The organism is Terriglobus sp. TAA 43, assembly GCF_000800015.1.
Lineage (GTDB): Bacteria > Acidobacteriota > Terriglobia > Terriglobales > Acidobacteriaceae > Terriglobus.
The window spans coordinates 588,483-607,683 of the sequence record NZ_JUGR01000002.1; the positions used below are offsets into that span (position 1 = coordinate 588,483).

The 19,201-nt window shown below is 58.0% G+C and carries 20 protein-coding genes; 17 read left to right on the plus strand and 3 right to left on the minus strand.

Features of this window, described 5'->3' with window-relative positions; translation table 11 throughout:
• Nucleotides 1–17: 17 nt before the first annotated feature.
• The 13 genes from M504_RS17105 to M504_RS17170 all read left to right on the plus strand — a co-directional run bounded on the left by M504_RS17105 (nt 18) and on the right by M504_RS17170 (nt 13,985).
• Nucleotides 18–695 (plus strand): 4-hydroxy-tetrahydrodipicolinate reductase, encoded by a 678-nt coding sequence (locus tag M504_RS17105; RefSeq protein WP_047496192.1) that lies wholly within the window; start codon nt 18–20, stop codon nt 693–695.
• A 78-nt stretch (nt 696–773) separates the two neighbouring features.
• Nucleotides 774–2,024, plus strand: coding sequence for an aminopeptidase (locus M504_RS17110; protein ID WP_047496195.1), 1,251 nt, complete (start codon nt 774–776; stop codon nt 2,022–2,024).
• 268 nt (nt 2,025–2,292) lie between these two features.
• The gene (locus M504_RS17120; protein ID WP_232296339.1) at nt 2,293–2,901 is read left to right on the plus strand and encodes a TMEM175 family protein; all 609 of its coding nucleotides are present in this window, start codon (nt 2,293–2,295) and stop codon (nt 2,899–2,901) included.
• A 72-nt stretch (nt 2,902–2,973) separates the two neighbouring features.
• Complete coding sequence (gene dapA, locus M504_RS17125; protein WP_047496202.1) at nt 2,974–3,870, plus strand: 4-hydroxy-tetrahydrodipicolinate synthase; 897 nt, start codon at nt 2,974–2,976, stop codon at nt 3,868–3,870.
• An 81-nt stretch (nt 3,871–3,951) separates the two neighbouring features.
• Nucleotides 3,952–4,425 (plus strand): hypothetical protein, encoded by a 474-nt coding sequence (locus M504_RS17130; protein WP_047496205.1) that lies wholly within the window; start codon nt 3,952–3,954, stop codon nt 4,423–4,425.
• A 373-nt stretch (nt 4,426–4,798) separates the two neighbouring features.
• Nucleotides 4,799–5,635, plus strand: coding sequence for a 2,3,4,5-tetrahydropyridine-2,6-dicarboxylate N-succinyltransferase (locus M504_RS17135; protein ID WP_047496208.1), 837 nt, complete (start codon nt 4,799–4,801; stop codon nt 5,633–5,635).
• A 33-nt stretch (nt 5,636–5,668) separates the two neighbouring features.
• Nucleotides 5,669–6,397, plus strand: coding sequence for a TMEM175 family protein (locus tag M504_RS21505; RefSeq protein WP_052200971.1), 729 nt, complete (start codon nt 5,669–5,671; stop codon nt 6,395–6,397).
• 147 nt (nt 6,398–6,544) lie between these two features.
• The gene (locus tag M504_RS17145; protein ID WP_084214489.1) at nt 6,545–7,891 is read left to right on the plus strand and encodes a glycosyltransferase family 87 protein; all 1,347 of its coding nucleotides are present in this window, start codon (nt 6,545–6,547) and stop codon (nt 7,889–7,891) included.
• Nucleotides 7,892–7,943: 52 nt separating this feature from the next.
• The gene (locus M504_RS17150; RefSeq protein WP_047496216.1) at nt 7,944–9,605 is read left to right on the plus strand and encodes a ribonuclease J; all 1,662 of its coding nucleotides are present in this window, start codon (nt 7,944–7,946) and stop codon (nt 9,603–9,605) included.
• A complete protein-coding gene (locus tag M504_RS17155) occupies nt 9,602–10,084 on the plus strand; it encodes a hypothetical protein (RefSeq protein ID WP_047496218.1) in 483 nt (160 codons plus the stop codon). The genes M504_RS17150 and M504_RS17155 overlap by 4 nt, the downstream gene beginning before the upstream one ends.
• A 33-nt stretch (nt 10,085–10,117) precedes the next feature.
• Nucleotides 10,118–11,659, plus strand: a complete 1,542-nt coding sequence (locus M504_RS17160; RefSeq protein ID WP_052200972.1) for a sulfatase-like hydrolase/transferase — start codon at nt 10,118–10,120, stop codon at nt 11,657–11,659.
• Nucleotides 11,660–11,893: 234 nt separating this feature from the next.
• Nucleotides 11,894–13,351, plus strand: coding sequence for a hypothetical protein (locus M504_RS17165; protein WP_047496222.1), 1,458 nt, complete (start codon nt 11,894–11,896; stop codon nt 13,349–13,351).
• Nucleotides 13,352–13,484: 133 nt separating this feature from the next.
• Entirely contained in the window at nt 13,485–13,985 is a 501-nt protein-coding gene (locus M504_RS17170; RefSeq protein ID WP_232296340.1) for a DUF2165 family protein, read from the plus strand.
• A gap of 17 nt (nt 13,986–14,002) precedes the next feature.
• Here M504_RS17170 and M504_RS17175 read toward each other — a convergent pair whose 3' ends face one another.
• Nucleotides 14,003–14,647: an epoxyqueuosine reductase QueH gene (locus M504_RS17175; protein ID WP_047496226.1), complete on the minus strand. Its 645-nt coding sequence runs from the start codon at nt 14,645–14,647 to the stop codon at nt 14,003–14,005.
• Between the two features lie 122 nt (nt 14,648–14,769).
• Here M504_RS17175 and M504_RS17180 point away from each other — a divergent pair, with 122 nt between their 5' ends.
• The 3 genes from M504_RS17180 to M504_RS17190 are packed head-to-tail and all read left to right on the plus strand — an operon-like array spanning nt 14,770 to nt 17,692.
• A complete protein-coding gene (locus M504_RS17180) occupies nt 14,770–15,777 on the plus strand; it encodes a threonine/serine dehydratase (protein ID WP_047496228.1) in 1,008 nt (335 codons plus the stop codon).
• 19 nt (nt 15,778–15,796) lie between these two features.
• A complete protein-coding gene (locus tag M504_RS17185) occupies nt 15,797–16,780 on the plus strand; it encodes a hypothetical protein (RefSeq protein ID WP_047496231.1) in 984 nt (327 codons plus the stop codon).
• Nucleotides 16,781–16,798: 18 nt separating this feature from the next.
• Nucleotides 16,799–17,692 (plus strand): undecaprenyl-diphosphate phosphatase, encoded by an 894-nt coding sequence (locus M504_RS17190; RefSeq protein WP_047496233.1) that lies wholly within the window; start codon nt 16,799–16,801, stop codon nt 17,690–17,692.
• An 80-nt stretch (nt 17,693–17,772) separates the two neighbouring features.
• Here the strand turns inward: M504_RS17190 and M504_RS17195 are convergent, their stop codons facing one another.
• Entirely contained in the window at nt 17,773–18,150 is a 378-nt protein-coding gene (locus tag M504_RS17195; protein ID WP_047496236.1) for an RNA-binding S4 domain-containing protein, read from the minus strand.
• Between the two features lie 43 nt (nt 18,151–18,193).
• On the minus strand, nt 18,194–18,598 hold the full coding sequence (locus M504_RS17200) for a hypothetical protein (RefSeq protein ID WP_047496239.1): 405 nt from the start codon (nt 18,596–18,598) through the stop codon (nt 18,194–18,196).
• A gap of 112 nt (nt 18,599–18,710) precedes the next feature.
• Between M504_RS17200 and acpS the strand changes: the two genes are divergently transcribed.
• Nucleotides 18,711–19,100, plus strand: coding sequence for a holo-ACP synthase (gene acpS / locus M504_RS17205; protein WP_047496241.1), 390 nt, complete (start codon nt 18,711–18,713; stop codon nt 19,098–19,100).
• The last annotated feature ends 101 nt before the right edge of the window (nt 19,101–19,201 follow it).

The following is a 19,201-nucleotide window of genomic DNA, read 5'->3' on the forward strand; positions in this document are numbered from 1 at the left end:
CCCTGAAGGAAACAACCATGCGGATGCTGGTTCTGGGACACGGCAAGACAGGCAAGCTGGTAGCAGAAGTCGCCACAGAGCGTGGCCATGGCGTACACGTTCTGGACGCAAAGGAAAACCCGCGCGGCGCGGCGCTCACCGCGCCTTTCGTAGCAGGCTTCGATGTCATCATCGACTTCACCACACCAGAAGCCGTGCTGACGAATCTCCGCGCATGTCTCGCGGTGGGAGCGAAGGTCGTTGTAGGTACAACGGGTTGGTATCAGCAACTAAACGACATGACCAGCCTCGCTATCCGCAAGGATGCCGCGCTGTTGCACGGCACCAATTACTCCATTGGCGTTCAGGTGATGTTGCAGCTTGCCAAGCAGATGACCGATTCTCTGAAGAAGTACGGCTACGACTTCAAGATTGAAGAGACACACCATACGCAGAAACTGGACGCGCCCAGCGGAACCGCCGTCAGCATTCAGCAGGCGATGAACGCAGCAGGCGAAGTGCCGATTGAATCCATCCGCGAGGGTGATGTTGCGGGCATTCACATTGCCGAAGCCATCAGCGCAGGCGACAAGCTCAGCCTGCGCCATGAAGCCTTTGGCCGCCGGGGTTTCGCAGAAGGTGCGGTGCGCGCCGCCGAGTGGCTGAGCACACGCAAGGGTGTCTACGACTTCCGCGATATCTTCACGCAGATCTAAAACTTGAATGGCCCGGCTTCGGTCGGGCCTCTTCGTCTTACAAGCAATGCGAGGCTTCGTCCTCTGAGGAATACATCCATGTCCACCAAGCCGTTTGCCAATCTCACCTTCGATGAAAAGCTTGACCGCCTTGCACTTGTTGCCGTTCGCGTTGGCCTGAACCTCCAGGAAGGCCAGGAAGTTGTCGTGACAGCATCGCTCGACCACATCCCCTTCATCCGCAAGGTTGTGGCAGAGGCCTACAAGGCGGGCGCATACGCCGTGACAGTGCTCTACCAGGACGACGTCGCCACGCTCGCGCGATACCAGAACGCACCCGATGCTGCATTCGACTTCACACCGAAGTGGCTGGCCGACGGCATTGCAGAAGCCTTTAACAGTAACGCCGCGCGACTCGGCATCACCGGCGCAAACCCGGCATTGCTAAAAGATCAGGACCCCAGCAAGATCAGCCGCGCCAACGTGGCTGCGTCCAAGGCCATGAAGCCTGCGATGGAAATGGTCACGCGCCACGCCATCAACTGGAGCATTCTCGCCGGTGCCACGCCCGCGTGGGCAAAGTTGGTTTTCCCTGACCTCCCGGAAAACGAGGCCGTCGCGCGTCTGTGGGACGCCATCTTCCTGGCATCGCGCATCACCGGTGACGATCCTGTGCAGGACTGGAAAGACCACGGCGAAAACATCATGAAGCGCGTGGCCCTGCTGAATGACAAGCGCTATCACGCGCTGCACTTCCGCGGCCCCGGCACCGATCTTGTCGTTGGTCTTGCTGACGATCATCTGTGGGCCGGCGGCGGTGGTGTCTGCGGCAACGGCATCTTCTGCAACGCGAACATCCCCACGGAAGAGTGCTTCACCACGCCGCATAAGGATCGCGTGGACGGCACGGTCACTGCATCGAAGCCGCTGTCGCATCAAGGGACGCTGATCGAGAACATCAGCGTTCGCTTTGAAAACGGCAAGATCGTGGAGGCGCACGCCACCGCTGGCGAAGAGGCGCTGAAGAAGCTCATCGCCGTAGACGATGGCGCGAGCCGCCTCGGCGAAGTCGCACTCGTACCGCACTCATCACCCATTGCGCAGAGCGGCTTGCTCTTCTGGAACACCCTATTCGATGAAAACGCAGCCAGCCATATTGCGTTGGGCCAGGCGTACGCCACCTGCATCAAGGATGGCGAGACGATGGATGAAGCGACGCTGAACAGCAAGGGTGCGAACAGCAGCTTGATCCACGTGGACTGGATGATCGGCTCCGGCAAGATGGACGTGGACGGCGTCTCCGCAGACGGCACAGAAGAGCCACTGATGCGCAGCGGCGAGTGGGCCTAGTCCATGGAGAGGTATCGCAATTTCATCTCACTCATTTGCGCTGCCATTCTCGTTCTTCCTGGAGGCTTGGTAGTAACGAATGCTGCAAGCGACGCGGGTTGGCTGGGGCCTGGGGTTTTTCTGATCCTGCCCGGACTGCTGATATCCATGGCTTTCGGCAATGTGCACTCCTTTTCATCCTGGCTTGCAATCATCATTGCGTTCGCCTTCTGGGCAAGTATCCTCTGGCTGCTTCTCGGCCTCGTACTCCGAAGGAGGCGTAAGGCAAATGCCCGCACATGAGATGAAGTCCACCCGCCTCGAAGCCTTCAGTGACGGCGTGATCGCTGTCATCATCACCATTATGGTGCTGGAGCTGCACGTGCCGGAGGCACACGGCCTTGGGGGCTTCCTTCACATCCTTCCGCGCCTCGGCATTTATGGTCTGAGCTTTCTCGTGGTGGCGATTTACTGGGTGAACCATCATGACCTCTGCAGCCGCACTGAGGTCATCAACTATCGCGTGCTCTGGGCGAATCTGCTCTTCCTCTTCACGCTGTCGCTCCTGCCCTATTTCACGGACTACGTCGCAGAGCATCACTACGACTCGTTCTCCACTGCGCTCTATACCGTCACCTTCATCGTCGTTGCGATGGGGTTTCTGGTGCTGCGACTCTCGCTCAACGGACTGCATGATGATCATGAGGAAAAGCTGCCCAGTCGTGATCGCAAAGAGACCGTGAAACACCTCACAAGCCTGGCAATCTACGTCGCCGCCCTCCCCGTGGCGTATTACAAGCCGATCCTGTCGCTGGCGCTGGATTTTGCGGTGACGCTGATCTGGATCATCCCGGAACTCGGCACACAACGCCGCTTACACCGCAAACACCGCGGTTAGTCTCACCGGCCTTCGTCTTTCGTAGAGCCCATCGCAAGAAACAAAAGGGAACGCGATACACTTAACAGTGGTATGGAACCCGCGATTATTACTGGACTCGGCACTGCAATCATCACCCCTTTTCACCCGGACGAGAGCGTCGATCACGCTTCGCTGAAAAAATTGGTGGAAGCGCAGATTGCAGGCGGTGTCGATTTCCTGGTGGCCTGTGGTTCCACGGGCGAAGCCAGCACCCTGACTGAAGACGAGACGGATGCGGTCATTGCCACGGTGATTGAAGCTGCCGCAGGACGCATCCCCGTTGTGGCCGGATGCACGCACAACAGCACACGCGAGGCGGTGGCGCGCGCGCAACGCATCGCAAAAATCAAGGGCTTGAGGGGCATCCTGACCGCCAACCCGTACTACAACAAGCCCACGCAGCAGGGCCAGTATCTACACTTCAAGGCAATCGCTGAAGCCGTCGCACCGATGCCGGTGCTGCTCTACAACATCCCCGGACGCACCGCCGCAAACCTGCTCCCCGAGACTGTCGTGCGTCTGGCTGAATTGCCAAACGTCATCGGCATCAAGGAATCCAGCGGGAACCTTGCGCAGATTGGCGAGCTGCTCGCCCTCAAGCCTGCAAACTTCTCCGTCTTCTCTGGCGATGATTATCTTGCGCTACCCATCGTTGCGGGCGGCGGCGTGGGACTCATCTCTGTGGCATCGAATGTTGCGCCGAAGGAAGTGAAGGCAGTGATTACCGCTGCGCTTTCCGGCAATCGCGAGACGGCCGCAGAAGCAGCCAAGAAGGTTCACGCCTTGAACACGGTGCTCTTCGCCGAACCCAATCCAGCGCCCACCAAGGCTCTGCTGGCCGCAATGAAGATCACCGCAGGCGACGCACTTCGTCTCCCCATGCTGCCGGTTGGCGACAAGACGCGCGAATCGCTACATAAAATCGCCACGGAACTCCATCTGCTGTAATCGATTTGCTGACATAGAATGACGCCGCAACGAAGTGTTCTCCGTCTGCTATCAAACGATAGCGAGAGGAGTTACACATTCATGGCTTCCTGGAAAACATTTGGCCTGTCTGCGGTGGCGGTAGCTGCCCTGGCATTGGCTGCTCCCAGTACTGACCGAGCGCAGGTTTCAATCGGCGTCAACATTGGCCCCGCGCCGATCTGCCCTTACGGCTACTTTGACTACGCGCCTTACAGCTGTGCTCCATATGGCTATTACGGCCCCGACTGGTTCGCCAGCGGCGTGTTCATTGGCGCTGGCCCGTGGTTCCACGGACCGCACGGTTTCTACGGTCACGTAGACAATCGCTATGACCCGCATTACGGCTACCACGGCCCGATGCCTGCACGCGGTGAGGCGCCTTTCAATCACTTCCACGGCAACGAAGCTCGCGATGGACAGGGCCACATTGGCAATGCACCGCATGGACCAGAAGGCGAACATGCGCCGGGCTTCTCCGGCCACGGCGGACCTGGCGGTGGTGGCCATCCCGGTGGCGGCGGCGGACATCACTAAACTGCAACGAGATAGGAAAGAGCTGTCGTCTTCATGGCGATGGCTCTTTCATTTTGCACAATCCTGTTAGTGATCAGGCGATGTCCTGACATCCCTCGACCGTAAGTGAAGGATCAGCATAATTGCCGCCATAATAAGATTTACACCCAGAAAAAACCCGATACCGAACAATGTTCCCATTGCACTGCTGAGCCCGCACTGCCCATCAATCTGTTCTGGTCTGCAATCGGAGGCGACACCTTCTTGCCATATGGCTACCCCTCCTCCCACACTCAGCGCGAAAACGCCAATGACAATGCTTAAGAATCGTTTTCTTCGTAGCTTCACGCGGCGCCTCGCGGCTAGTAAAGCACATCATTGATAAACTTTGCTTATGCCTTTGAATGATCTGGAACAGCGCATCGAGCATGCGTTTTCGCTTGGCGCATCTGCTGCCGCCGACCCGAACTCTCTCATCGCCTTCAACGAACTCCGCGACGCTCTGGAAGCCGGAACTCTCCGCTCCGCCGAACCCGACGCCACCAGCCCCATCGGCTGGAAGGTGAATGCGTGGGTCAAGCGTGGCATCCTGCTGGGCTTCCGTCTCGGCAACCTGATCGAGATGTCCGCGGGTTCCTTCGTCGACAAGCACACCTATCCCGCCCGCACTTTCGCTCCCGAACAGGGCATCCGGGTTGTTCCCGGCGGATCCAGCGTCCGCGCAGGCGCATACCTCGCAAAATCGGTCGTGATGATGCCGCCCGCATACGTCAACGTAGGTGCCTTCGTTGATGAAGGCACCATGGTCGACTCGCACGCCCTCGTCGGCTCCTGCGCCCAGATTGGAAAGCGTGTTCACCTGAGCGCCGCTGCACAGATCGGTGGCGTTCTGGAACCTGTGAACGCGACGCCCGTCATCATTGAGAACGACGTACTGGTTGGCGGCAACACCGGCGTCTACGAAGGAACGATCGTGCGCAGCAAGGCCGTTCTGGCCGCTGGAACCATCCTGACGCGCGGCACACCGGTCTATGACGTGGTGAACAACACCGTCATCAAGGCGACGGCAGAGACTCCTCTGATCATCCCGTCGGGCGCAGTTGTCGTTCCCGGATCACGCGCCATCACCAAACCCGGCGCGGAGGGCCTCAGCGTGTACACTCCCGTCATCGTGAAGTATCGCGACGAGAAGACAGAGCTTTCGCTCGCGCTGGAAGACCTGCTGCGCTAAAGAACAATCCGAATCCCCCGCCGGAGAGAGCCGATGCTGCGAACGCTGTTGCACGACGACCACGAGCATTACGACAGTGACGGCTTTCGCCTGCGGGGACTTGGCTTTTCACGCCTCGACGGATTCTCTGACGTTGTCTTTGGCTTTGCACTCACGCTGCTCGTCGTCTCGCTGGAAGTCCCACGCGATTTTGGCGAGCTGCATCATCTTCTGGCGGGGTTTGTTCCCTTTGGCGTGAGCTTTCTCCTGTTGATGCTGGTGTGGTTCGGCCACTTCAACATCTTCCGCCGCCTTGGGACACACGATGCTGGAACGCTCTGGCTGAACGGCATGCTGCTGTTCGTCATCCTGTTTTATGTCTATCCGTTGAAGTTCCTGTTTCTGTCGGCCTTCGGACAGAGCGGCCAATTGGAAATCGGCAAGATGCAGGAACTAGTGGTGCTGTATGCGGGCGGCTTCGCCACCATCTACTACCTGTTCGCCGCGCTATACGCCAACGGCTATCGTCAGCGAGAGGCGCTGCAATTTACGCCGTTGGAACGAGGGCTAACGCGCAACTTCATCCTGGAAGAAAGCGGAACAGCAACCATTGGTGTGCTGGTCTGCATTGTGGCCGTCACCATGCCCGGACGCGCTGCGACCGCCTGCCTGCTGTTCCTGCTCATCGCCCCGTGGAAAAGCTACATGGGCTATCGCTGCGGTCACCTGAAGCGATCCATGGACGCCCAGGCGGATGCAATCCAACAACCGCAAACTGAGTAGGCAGCCGCCGCTCTGTGACTGAAGTTCTAAATCGTAAAGACACGTCCATCGAAGGCTAAACCTACCGATGCTAACCTGAAGTCCATCGGCGACGAAGACAGAGCTGCGGCTCCCCCACTGCACACCTGGTACTGGCGATCTAAAGATATGGAAACCGCTTCGAACGCACGCTCGTCTCGCACCCTCCCGGCTTTGCCTACGGAGTTGCGATGGTTCATGATCATCAGCCTTGTGTGCCTTGCGCTCTCCATCTTGAGCGTGGTGCTGCGTGTGTTACTGGTGCATGTGCCACAGCATGGTCTGCCTTCGGCCATCTACACCAAGGATTGGTTTGGCGATGTGTACGCCTACATCGGGAAGGTGGACATCATCCACTCTCCAACGATGTACACAGAAGGCGTTCGTTATTACTATCCCGCCCCGGCCATCTTCGTATATGTGTTCCTGCATTGGTTTGCAGGCCCCGCTCGCGTCTTCGCAAGAAGCTGTTATGCACTGGTGGGAATTGCACTGGCTGCCATTGCGCTCATGTGTCTGCGGATGCATCGCAGCCTGCAGGAACGTGGCATCAATGCCAAGCAGTCATTCTTGTTTCTGCTTACCGCTCTCATCTGCAGTTGGCCGGTGGATTACGCATTGCACCAGGGCAATATCGAGGCTTTGCTGTGGGTGGGCGTCGCAGTGGCGCTCTGGGCCTATTACCGTGGAAACTGGTGGCTCTTCGCCATCATGATAGGCATCTTCGGTTCGGCAAAAATTTATCCGATGCTGTTCCTGGCTCTTTGTCTTCGCCCGCGCAAATTCATGCCGATGCTGTTGTCCATCGCAGTATTCGCCGGAGTGACCGTGGCGTCACTGGCCTATCTTGGGCCAAATGTTCTGGAGGCGAACCGTCGAGTCTCCGAAGGTGTCCACATCTTCGGCGCCCTGAATCTGGCACCAGCCTTTGCATGGCCGGGCGCAGCAATGTTTGAGCATTCCTTCTGTGGCTTTCTGCACCTGTTGTTGGACGGACATCCGTCCATCCTTATGCCCATCCTCAAGGTCTACCTGCCCACCTTGGGCGTTCTCCTGATGGTGGCCTTCTTCGCGCGAGTATGGAAAATGCCGCGTGCGAACCAGGTCTTGTTCATTGCGCTGGCCTGCGTCTCAGCGCCTACCATGTCGTTGGATTACACGCTAGAACTGCTCTACATCCCGTTCGCATGGATCGTGCTGGCGATTGCGGAATCTGCCATGGAAGGCAGACGCATTCCCGGAGCAACCGCCACCATGGCCTGCTTCGCTCTGGTCCTCTCTCCGGAGTTGTTCATTTACATCGGTGGCCGGGATCTCTATGGTCAGTCAAAATCCGTTGTTCTGGCCGTTATGTTCTTCCTTGCTTTGCGCTATCCCTTTGCAGATGGCAACGATGCGGCCTTAACCGATGTACAGCATGAACAGAAGTCCGCACCCTTTGCAGTGACCCCGTTACCCGGTGCTTCAAGACCCTAAATGCCCGCGGATCTGGCCAACGCCCACCCGTAGAGTGCTACCCTGAAAGTCCATGGGTAACGAAACACTGAAAGTAATCCCGCTGGGCGGTCTGGGCGAGTTCGGTATGAACTGCATGGCCATCCAGTGGAAGGACGACATCATCGTCATCGACGCCGGCCTGATGTTCCCCGAGGACGACCTCCTCGGCGTTGACATTGTTGTGCCCGACATCACCTTCCTGCTGGAAAACCGCGAAAAGGTCCGCGGCATCGTCCTCACGCACGGCCACGAGGACCACATCGGCGGTCTGCCCCGCATCCTGTCGCAGTTGAACGTGCCCGTCTACGGTACCGAGTTCACGCTGACCTACGTGGAAGGCAAGCTCGAAGAGCACAAGCTGCTGGACGACGCTGACCTAATCGAGATGCTGCCCGGCGAGAGCTTCGTCCTGGGGCCGTTCAAGATTTCGCCCATCCGCGTTACCCATTCGCTGGTGGACTGCGTTGCGCTGGCCATCCGCACGCCCGTAGGCACCATCGTCCATACCGGCGACTTCAAGATCGACCTCAGCTCGCCCGATGGCAAGCCCTTCGATCTGCACTCCTTCGCGGAACTGGGCAAAGAAGGCGTCCTGCTGCTGCTGCAGGACAGCACCAACTGCGACCGCCCCGGCTACACGCCCGGCGAGCTCGCCGTGAAGCCGCGCCTGGACGAAATTTTTGCGCGCACGGAGAAGCGCCTCTTCTTCTCCTGCTTCTCGTCGTCCATCCACCGTATCAAGCTGGCGATGGAGCTGGCGCACAAGCATGGCCGCAAGGTCGCGCTCATCGGCCGTTCCATGGACAATTCCACGGAAATCGCGATGGATCTGGGCTACATCGATCCGCCGCAGGGCCTCCTCATCCACAGCGGCCAGATCAAGGAACTGCCGCCGGAACAGGTCTGCGTTCTCATCAGCGGAACGCAGGGCGAACCCATGTCCGCGCTCAGCCGCGCCGCCGTGGACAACCACAAGCACGCCCGCATTGAACCCGGCGACACAGTGCTGTTCTCCTCGCGCGTCATCCCCGGCAACGAGAAGCCCATCTACAACGTCATCGATCACCTCTACCGCCGCAAGGCGAAGGTCATTCACGACGACGGCAAGAGCGGCCTCATCCACGTCAGCGGTCACGCATCGCAGGAAGAACTCCGCCTGATGATCAACCTGCTGCGTCCCAAGTTCTTCGTGCCCGTCCACGGCGACTACCGCCACCTGACGCAGCACGTCGAAATCGCCGTCGGCACCGGCATCCCCGAAAAGGCGATGTTGATCGAAGATGGCGAAGTCCTCGAACTCACCGGGACGTCCATTGAGAAAACCGGCAAGGTCGCCAGCGGACGCATCCTCATCGACTCCGGCTCCACTGCTGACGTCGTGGAAGACATCATCATCCGCGACCGTCGTCACCTGAGCGAAGCGGGCCTCGTCCTCGCCATCATCACCATCGACAAGATGACGGGCAAGCAGGCTGGACCACCGGAGATTGTGACCCGCGGATTTGCGGTGAACGAAGAAGGCATCATGTCCGACGCCCGCAACATCATCGGCCGCACGCTGGAAGAGAGCAGTGCAGAAGAGAAGCGCGACTGGATCCTGATCAAGGAAAAAATCCGCGCCGACCTGAAGCGCTACATCCAGAAAAACACCCAGCGCCGACCGATGATCATGCCGGTGATTTTGGAGATTTGATCCAGTCTGACGTGATGCTGAAGCCTCCTCTAAGATTGGCAATCATCTACGCGGCTAAAGATCGACCGACGCTCGTCACGTCTATGCATTACAACGAAGCAGGCATCTGCTACGAACAGAGTTGCCTGCTCGTAGCAGATGTGGATCAACTGGTTCCAGTGGTCCGCCAGGCTCTTGCAGACTTTTCCATGAAAGATGCTGACCTTCGCCAAGCGAAACTCAGCGACTGGCCTAGCTATCGCGCTTCCGGACTAAAATCCGTTCGTCAATTTCAGAACGAATATCTGCAGATTACCGTTACGGCAACCAATGAAGCGGAGTTGTTCTATGAAGCAGCAACAAAGCCGCATCATGAAAGCGACTTAACACTCAGCGTTCTCATTAACCGTTTTGGAGATGACACGGAAAGTCAGCGCCTGCTTGATAAGCTAGTTAGCTCTTGTTATCAATGGTCGAGAATTTGTACCTACTCGCAATGAACGCCTAGCATCAATACTCCTGAGGGGCGACCATTGAACTTCGACCAAGGCAAACTCTCCCGACGCAAGTTCCTTCGCAACACCGCAGCCAGCGCAGCCGCACTTGCTACGGCACAAGCTGCGCACGCTGCTCCCAAGCCCACGTCAAAGAAGAAGCCGAACATCCTCTGGATCATGTCGGACGAGCACAACTACGCCATCACCGGCGCATACGGCAACACGCTCATCCAGACGCCGCACATCGATTGGCTCGCAGCCAAGGGCATTACGTTCGACACGCATTACTGCAATTCCCCGCTATGCGTACCGTCGCGAGCATCGCTGACGGCGGGTAAGTATGCCTCACGCGTGGATGCGTGGGGACTGACCAGCGAACTGCCTGATGCCAACATGCCAACGCTGCCACGCGTGCTGAATGCCGCTGGCTATAAGAGTTATCTCTGCGGCAAGCAGCATTACGACTACACGCGTCGCTACGGATTCATTGAGTGGGGCGGCAACTTCAACAACAACTACAAGACCGGCGAAGGACATCGCGATGCCGCCACGCATCTGACGCAGGCTTCCCTCTCTGATCGCTTCGAATCGTTCCATCCCGGCGACGATTCCAGCATTATGAATCACGATCAGAAGGTCACCGCGGGCACACTCGATTTCTTCGCGCAGCACAAGGACGCGGACGAGCCGTGGTTCCTCTTCGTTGGCTATCTCGCGCCGCACTTCCCTCTGACCGTGCCGCAGCAATACTTCGATCGTTACAAGGACAAGGTGCCCATGCCGGAGATCCCCGAGGGCTACCTTGATTCGCTACCGCTGAACTACAAGGTGCAACGAGCAGGCTTCCAGGAGCTCGGCGTTCCCGACGCTGTGGTGAAGCAAGGCCGCGAGTGTTATTACGGCCTGACCAACTGGGTGGACGACGAGATTGGCAAAGTACTCGCTGCGCTTGAGGCACATCCGCACATCGCGGAAAACACGATCATCGTCTACAGCAGCGACCACGGCGAAAACCTGGGCGAGCATGGTATGTGGTGGAAGAACAACATGTTTGAAACTGCAGCACGTGTACCGCTCATCGTGAGTTATCCCAGACGCTGGAAGGGTGGCCAACGCCGCAAAGGCGCAAGCTCGCATCTGGACCTGGTGCAGACACTGATTGAAGTGGGCGGCGGCACAGCGCCAAAGGATTGGAACGGCACCTCCATGCTCTCGTGGATGGATAACTCCACGCACAAGTGGAAGGACACAGCCGTCAGTGAGTACTGGGCTCAGTTCACCTCCAGCGGTTATGCCATGATTCGCCAGGGCGACTGGAAATACGTCTACCACTGCGTGATTGACGCGCAGCATCTGGACGAACACGAACTGTACTTCCTTCCCGACGACCCCAAGGAACTGCACAACCTTGCTTCATTGCCCGAACACAAACAACGCATTGCAAACATGCACAAAGTGTTGGTGGCAGAACTCGGACAAGACCCGAATCAGATTGAACAACGCAGTCGCAAGCAGCTTGCCGAGGGCTATCACCGCACCGACCCCAAGCCCAATCCCAAGGCGGGCGAAGCAGGATAGAACGCACTGCGATTTCATCGAAACGCAAGCAATGTTCACGAGATGGGAAGGCGGTAGGTGACGCAGTATCTCAAGAGATGCCGATAATCTTCCCGATCCTGATGAAAGCGCGGGCAGGAATTTCCTTGTTGATACTGACGTACTAACGAAACACCGCATGATTGCTTACGTTTCGTTTTGGTGAATAACGTGCACGCGATCCCTTGAGAATTCAATCCCCCAGGATCGTGACGTATGCACTTATGGACCGAATACGAAGGCAATGTTCTTGCCGGTTATCCCATCCTCCGGCTACTCCGCTCTGAAGGCCGCAGCGCCTTCTTCAGCACCACAACGCCCGATGACCAGCCAGCCCTGCTACGCCTGACCGAGTCACACTTTGATGAAAGCGAACTTGTTGGCCGATGGCGAAAAATCTCTGCCGTCACGCATCCCAATCTGCAGGCCATCAAGCATTGCGGACAGATCACATTTGACGGCGTGCCATTGGCTTGCTGCCTGCTGGAACCCATCGATGCCAGCCTGGCCGACGTGTTGCGTGATCGCCCACTGACACTCGACGAAACCAAAGAAGTAGCAGAAGCCGTGGCGGGTGCGCTCGCCTCACTGCACGCCACAGAACTCATCCATGAGCATCTCGATGCCTCCAACGTCTACGCTCACGGCGAAGTGGTGAAGCTGCGCAGCGATTGCGCCCGTGAATGCATCGGCGACTTTGAAGCAGACACTCCCGAATCACATGACGCTCTGCGCAAGCGCGACGTCCGCGACCTGGGCCTGCTGCTGCTGCGTTGCCTTGCACTGGAATGGCAAGGGCCGGCGTCTATGAAGCTGCCCAGCCCAATGGATCGCATCGTTCCCAACGCGCTCAACGGCACCATAACTGCACAAGGCGTAGTCGACATCCTCAACAACTTGAAGCCTGCTCCCATCGCAAAGCCGGTGACTGTTGCCGCTGCAGTTGCGAATGAGCAGCCATCCAACACCGTCAAACCACAGCCCGCTTCGCAAAGCGCGGCGAACTCTCCCGATGCGGTGCTCGGAGCTTTGGCAAACCGAGAAGTATCCGCAAAGACTGCTGCATCAGAACCACGTCGCACCCAACCATCCGCAACAAAGTCAGACGATCCATTCGACGTGGGTCTCGGTAGCCTGCGCAATGAACCGCGCTATCAGGCAGGCACAGAGTCCGCAGCATCCGCGATGTGGAAGCGAATGCGCCCCCTCATGCCGCGTCCCATCAGCCGCAAAGCCTATGCAATCTCCGGCTCGCTCGCAGCACTATTTGCTGTCGTCCTCTGGGTGACCTTCCACAACAGCGAACCAACGCCTTCAGAAACGCACGCTGCCGTAGTGGCGCAAGCGCCTGTGGAAGCACAGCCTCAACCCGCACAACCAGCCGCGACCAACACACCTGCACCTTCCGCAACGACTTCGCTGCTCACATCAACCGCGCAAGCAGGCTGGCGCGTGATCGCCTACACCTACAACCACGAACAACAGGCGCAGGCGAAAGCTATGCAACTGCAGCAGAAGTACATGGGTCTGCAACCGCAGGTCTTCTCCCCCACAGGTCACGCGCCATACTTCGTTGCACTGGGCGGCCCTCTGGATTCATCCAGCGCATTTGCACTCCGCAACCGCGCCCGTCAATCCGGCCTACCCAGAGACACCTACGCCCGCAACTTCTAAACACATCACAGACGCAGAACACAACGGCGGCCCACAAGGGCCGCCTTCGTTATTGACTAAACTGCAAGCAAAATCGCGATATCATCTGGTTCTCAACAAACAACCTTCGATGGAAGTAGCCAAGGAGTCATCCTTGCATTTCACAACCACTGTCCGTCTTGCTAAATCCGTATTGATGGCGGCCATGGCGTTCTTCTTCACGCTGGTGGTCTTCAATAACATCACTGACTTCCAATCGAATTACCAGTTCGTGCATCACGTGCTGGACATGGACACCACCTTTCCTGGCAACAAAGGCATGTGGCGTGCGCTGCATCCGGTGTGGACGCACTTGCTCTTCTACCTCGGCATCATCGCGTATGAAGGGCTGAACATGGTGCTGTGCTGGTGGGCCGCTGTTGCAATGTTCTGGGCACGCAATGCCACACCGCAGGTCTTCACTCAGACAAAGACCTTGGGTGTCGTAGCGCTTACCGCGGGAATTTTGCTATGGCTGGTAGCGTTTCTGGAAGTGGGTGCAGAGTGGTTCCTGATGTGGCAATCAAAAATATGGAATGGTCAGGAAGCTGCGTTCCGCATGGTCGCCATTGAAGGGATCCTGCTAATCGTCCTTTTGCTACCGGAAGATCGTTAAGCGCCAAAAATCGGCAACTACTCAATGCCGTAGAACTTCTCGCCCATACGAATCGGCTCGCGTCCGTTGGAGATGCGTACCAGGTTCGTATCGCGCAGCGAGTAAGCGCAGCCGCAGTATTCCTGCTGATAGAAATTTTCACGCTTGCTGATTTCAATCATGCGCGATGCACCGCCACCTTTACGCCAGTTGTACTCCCAGTACTGCAACTCGTCATAGCGTGAAGCGGCCTTCACGCCTGCTCCCGTCACCTGATTAAAGTCTTTCCAACGCGAGATTCCAAGCGAACTGCTGATGATGTCAAAGCCGTTCTCAGCCGCGTACAGAGCAGTGCGTTCAAAACGCATCTCGAAGCATTCTGTACAGCGAATGCCACGCTCCGGCTCGTTCTCCATACCCTTCACGCGCGCGAACCAGTTATCCATGTCGTAGTCGGCATCAATGAAGGGAATATCCATCTTCTTGCAGAAGTCGACATTCTCTTCCTTGCGCAACTCATACTCGCGCCGCGGATGGATGTTGGGGTTGTAGAAAAACAGCGAGAAGCGGATGCCCGATTCGACCATTGCTTCCATCACTTCACCGGAACACGGCGCGCAGCACGAGTGCAGAAGAAGATTGCTCTTCCCCACCGGCAGTTCGAGTTTGATGCGCTCCTGCATACTGCTCCTGTTCCGATCAAGACTTCGCTCAAATCGCGGCGAAAAGCCTGCTTCTAGGATACCGAATCACCCGCCAATTCGCTTGTTTCCTCTCACGCGCGCAGATGCGCGACAATAGATTCATGCCGACAGAGCCGCTGATCACCCTCGCCGACATCCACGCCGCACGCGAACGCATTGCCGGAACCTGTGTCCGCACAGGCCTTTACCGGCTTGATCCCGAACGCATGGCCGCAGCAGGATTCGACATTCCATTGCACAGCGAAATCTGGTTGAAGGCAGAGAACGAGCAGCCCATCGGCAGCTTCAAACTGCGCGGCGCTTACAACAAGGTTGCATCTCTTACCGACGAGGAGCGCAGCCGCGGCGTTATCACGTACAGCAGCGGCAACCACGCGCAGGGTGTGGCCTATGCAGGCCGTGCAATGGGTGCAAAGGCCGTCATCGTCATGCCGGAATCCGCGCCCATCAACAAGCGCGAAGCCACCATTGCTCTAGGTGGTGAAGTCGTCCTCGTCGGCCCTGCCAGCAGCGAGCGCAAAGAGAAGGCCGAGGAACTCGTCGCAGAACATGGCTACGTGATGGTGCCGCCGTACGACGATCCGTACATCATCGCGGGACAAGCCACCTGCGGACTCGAAATCGCCGAACAGGCTGCCGATGCCGACCTGATTCTTTCGCCCGTTAGCGGTGGAGGCCTTCTCAGCGGCGTAGCTTCCGGCATTAAGCTCTCCGGCAGCAACGCGAAGGTCTGGGGATGCGAACCGGAACTGGCTGGTGACGCTACCGAAAGCTTCTACAAGAAAGAACTCATCGAGTGGCCCGGCAGCAAAACTACCCGCACCATTGCCGACGGCCTGCGCACGCAAAGCCTGGGTGAGCGCAACTTCCAGCACATTTTGAAGTTCGTCGATGGCATTACAACCGTCACGGAAGAGGAAATCCTGGAAGCCACGCGCGTCCTGCTGCTGGCCACCGATATCGTTCCGGAACCGAGCGGAGCGGTCACGCTCGCCGCAGCGTTGTTCCACAGCGATCGTCTGCCGGAAGCAAAGAAGATCGTCGTAGTAGTCAGCGGCGGTAACATTGACCCGTCGTTGAAACAAGAACTACTGACCGCCAAAGCATAATCGTCGTCTAAGAAAACATATGCGCAAGCTTGCCGCTGTTCTCTGCCTCGCTCTTCCGACTGTCGCCATGGCGCAGAAACAAGTTGCGCCTGACGCCCGGCGCGGCGTCGTTCTGCACACTGCGGACGTCTACGTTGCACCCGACGGCAACTCGCAGCGCGTCAGCACCGTTACGCCGGGGCACGAGATCGTGGTGAATGAAAAGAGCGGCCCCTGGGCGTCAATCTTTGCGAACACCGACATTCAGGAGCGCTCCGAGGCTGAGGACGAGCCAGAATTCTCGACCGACGAAGGCAGCATCCCACGTTCTGGCTGGATCAAGGACAAAGGAATCGTCACCTCCGCCACACCCAACGGCGACAAGCTGATTTACGGCGCAGCCGCCACATGGGAAGCCGCCGCCAGCGAACCACACGCGCCAAAAACCGCTGTAGGTTCGGCTTACCTGCTCTATCGCCGCGTCTACGAATACTTCCCTTCGTCGCCGCTGGCCCCCGAAGCGCAATGGCGCTCCGCCGACGTCCGCTGGCAGGAAGCAAAATTTGACGCCTCAACCCTGCCCTCGTGGAAAGACCCCGATCCGAACATGCGCCCTAAGCTCTACCAGAAGGATTTGGAGCGCATCGTGAAGACCGGCACCGGCAAATATCCCGCACTGGCCGCATTCGATCTACTGGACATCAAGGTATGCGGCGACTGGCAGGGCCTGACCAAATGCCCGGAACGCGAGACCGAACTGTACATGAAATACGCTGACGCCTTCCCCAACGGCCCGAAGACCGCCGAGGCGCTCTGGGACGCTGCCTATCGCCAGGGCGTGCTGGTAACCATGTACGCCGCGGAGGAGAACAAGAAGAAAGCAGACGTCGCCACACAGCGCGTACACCAGCTTCGTGACCGCATGGTGCAGAACTTCCCCAACAGCGACTACACGCTTCGAGCCATCAGTCTGGTATACAGGGTGGAGCAGGGCATTGCGATTTACGGCAGTGACCGCGACTAATCCGCTGGTGAAGGCCCTTTGAACGCATACATTCTTTCCGTCATCCTTGGCATCGTCGAAGGCCTTACCGAGTTTCTGCCGGTCAGTTCCACGGCCCATTTACGAATCACCGAAGCACTGCTGCACATCCCGCTGGCCGACCCGTTCTGGAAGATGTACACCATCGTCATCCAGCTGGGAGCCATTCTGGCACTCCTGCTCTTCTTCCTGCTGCGCATCGTGCGTTATTTCCGCACCTTCCCGCAGGGCGAACGCGGCGACAAAACCTGGCTGACGCACCCCATCTCGCTCACGCTCATCGCCTTCGTCTGCACTGCCGTTCCGGCGAAGCTCCTGACGAAGAAGATTGGCGAGAACCTTGAGAACATGACGGTCATCGCGCTGGCGCTGCTCATTGGCGGCATCATCATGTGGGCCGTGGATTTCTGGGCGTCACGTCGCGAACCCTCCACCACGCACGTGGAAGACATGAGTCTGCCGCAGGCAATCTGGATTGGCCTTTGCCAGGTGCTGTCCGCTGTCGTGCCGGGCACGTCGCGCTCCATGAGCACCATCGCCGCGGGTCAGATCGCAGGCATGGATCGCCCTGCCGCACTGGAGTTCTCGTTCCTGCTCTCAATCCCCACCATGATCGCCGCCACTGGCTATTCCCTGCTGAAGGCCGTCCACCCCAGCGCCAAGGACATCGCCGCACAAGGTGCTGAGGCTCTCACGCCGCTCGTAATGGGACCGGAACGCTGGATCGTCCTCATCATTGGCATGGCCGTGTCATTTGTGGTGGCTTATGTGGTGGTGGCGTGGTTCCTGTCATGGGTACGCACACGCGGCTTCGGCATCTTCGCCGCATATCGAATCATCATTGGCGCAGTCATTCTCTACTGGCTCCACGCTCACCCCGGCGTGCTCCTGTAGACGCACCAACGCTCTAAACAGAAATGCCCTGAACGTAAGGCTTACGTTCAGGGCATTTTCTGTTTTGTTCTTGTGAACGACTATCGCCCGCGAAGCCGATTCAGATCCCTGCGATCCCGTTTCGTAGGCCGCTCGGAACGATCCATCTCAAACCACGGGTTCATCTTCCGCGCTTCTTGTTCTTTCTTCCGGGCGGCTACACTTTCTTCCGTCTCGCGATAGAGGGCCTGTGCCGCCGCGGCTGGTCCACGAACATCGCTCAGCGCCAGCACATCCACTGTGAAGATTCCGCCGTCGTTGGTAATGCGGAGCACGTCGCCTGCTTTGATTTCGCGGGCAGGCTTCACCGGCTGATCGCGCAGCTTAATCCTGCCTAGCTCGCAAGCTTTCACCGCCAGCGCACGTGTTTTGAAGAAGCGCGCCGCCCACAACCATTTGTCCAGCCGAACCGAATCCATCTGCTCTCCATCTTGCCCTTACAGGAGCGGAATTAGCAAAGATTCAGGCCACGACGCTCTTCAAAGGAAGGACCTGCGCCATGTCCAACGGCTGCGGTGACTGCTCCAGAAACTGGATTCCCACATACATCAGCACAATGCCCGCTGGACCGCGCCTCAGGGGCAAATGCTGGCTGCAGAGACATCGCTGCGCCAACGCGCGATGGCTGTCGCGGGTCAGTTCCAGGCCGCTGCTCAACAGCGCGCCATAGATATCGGGCAGCGACGCGGCTTGCGACTCCATCACCAGCTCAAGCGAGTTGGCATCCAGCGTTTTACGATCCAGAACCCACCCGCCGGCGTGGTCAATCGACACGCCCAACTCCGGCAGCAGCGCGTTTCGCTCCAGGTAAGTGAAGCCGCGCAGTCGTAGTCCGGGTTGTCTTGCAGGATCGTTCACAACAAGCATATCGGCCTGCACACCATCCCCGTGATGGCCCGCACTGCCCTGTTGCAGAACAGTTTGCCTCTATCGCAAAGTCTTCTTCTGATGTCTCATAGGATCAAGGACGGAATTTCTCTTGATCGTTGGAACGGGCGTTGATCTGACCGAAATCTCGCGGATACAGGATTCCGTGGATCGATTCGGCGATCGTTTTCTCAATCGCATCTTTACGCCGCGCGAAATCGCCTATTGCATGCGTAAGAAAAACTGCGCGGAAAGCCTGGCAGCGCGCTTCGCCGCCAAGGAGGCAGGAGCCAAGGCCCTCGGAACCGGCATCGCACGCGGCGTAAGCTGGCGCGAGATTGAGGTGACACATCTTCGCGGCGGCCGGCCCACGCTTCTCTTTCATGGCCGCGCAGCCGAAAGAGCCGCTACGATGGGAGTGACCGCTGCGCATCTCAGCCTGTCCCATGGCCGCGACCTCGCCATTGCACAGGTAGTTCTCGAAAGCCTGCCAACGGCTTGAAACGAAAGTTACCGGAATTGCATCCATTTAACGTAAGCTCTCGTTTGAAACGAACTGGCCGGGGTAAGCACCATCGCTCCGCACATTGTTGATCTATTAGG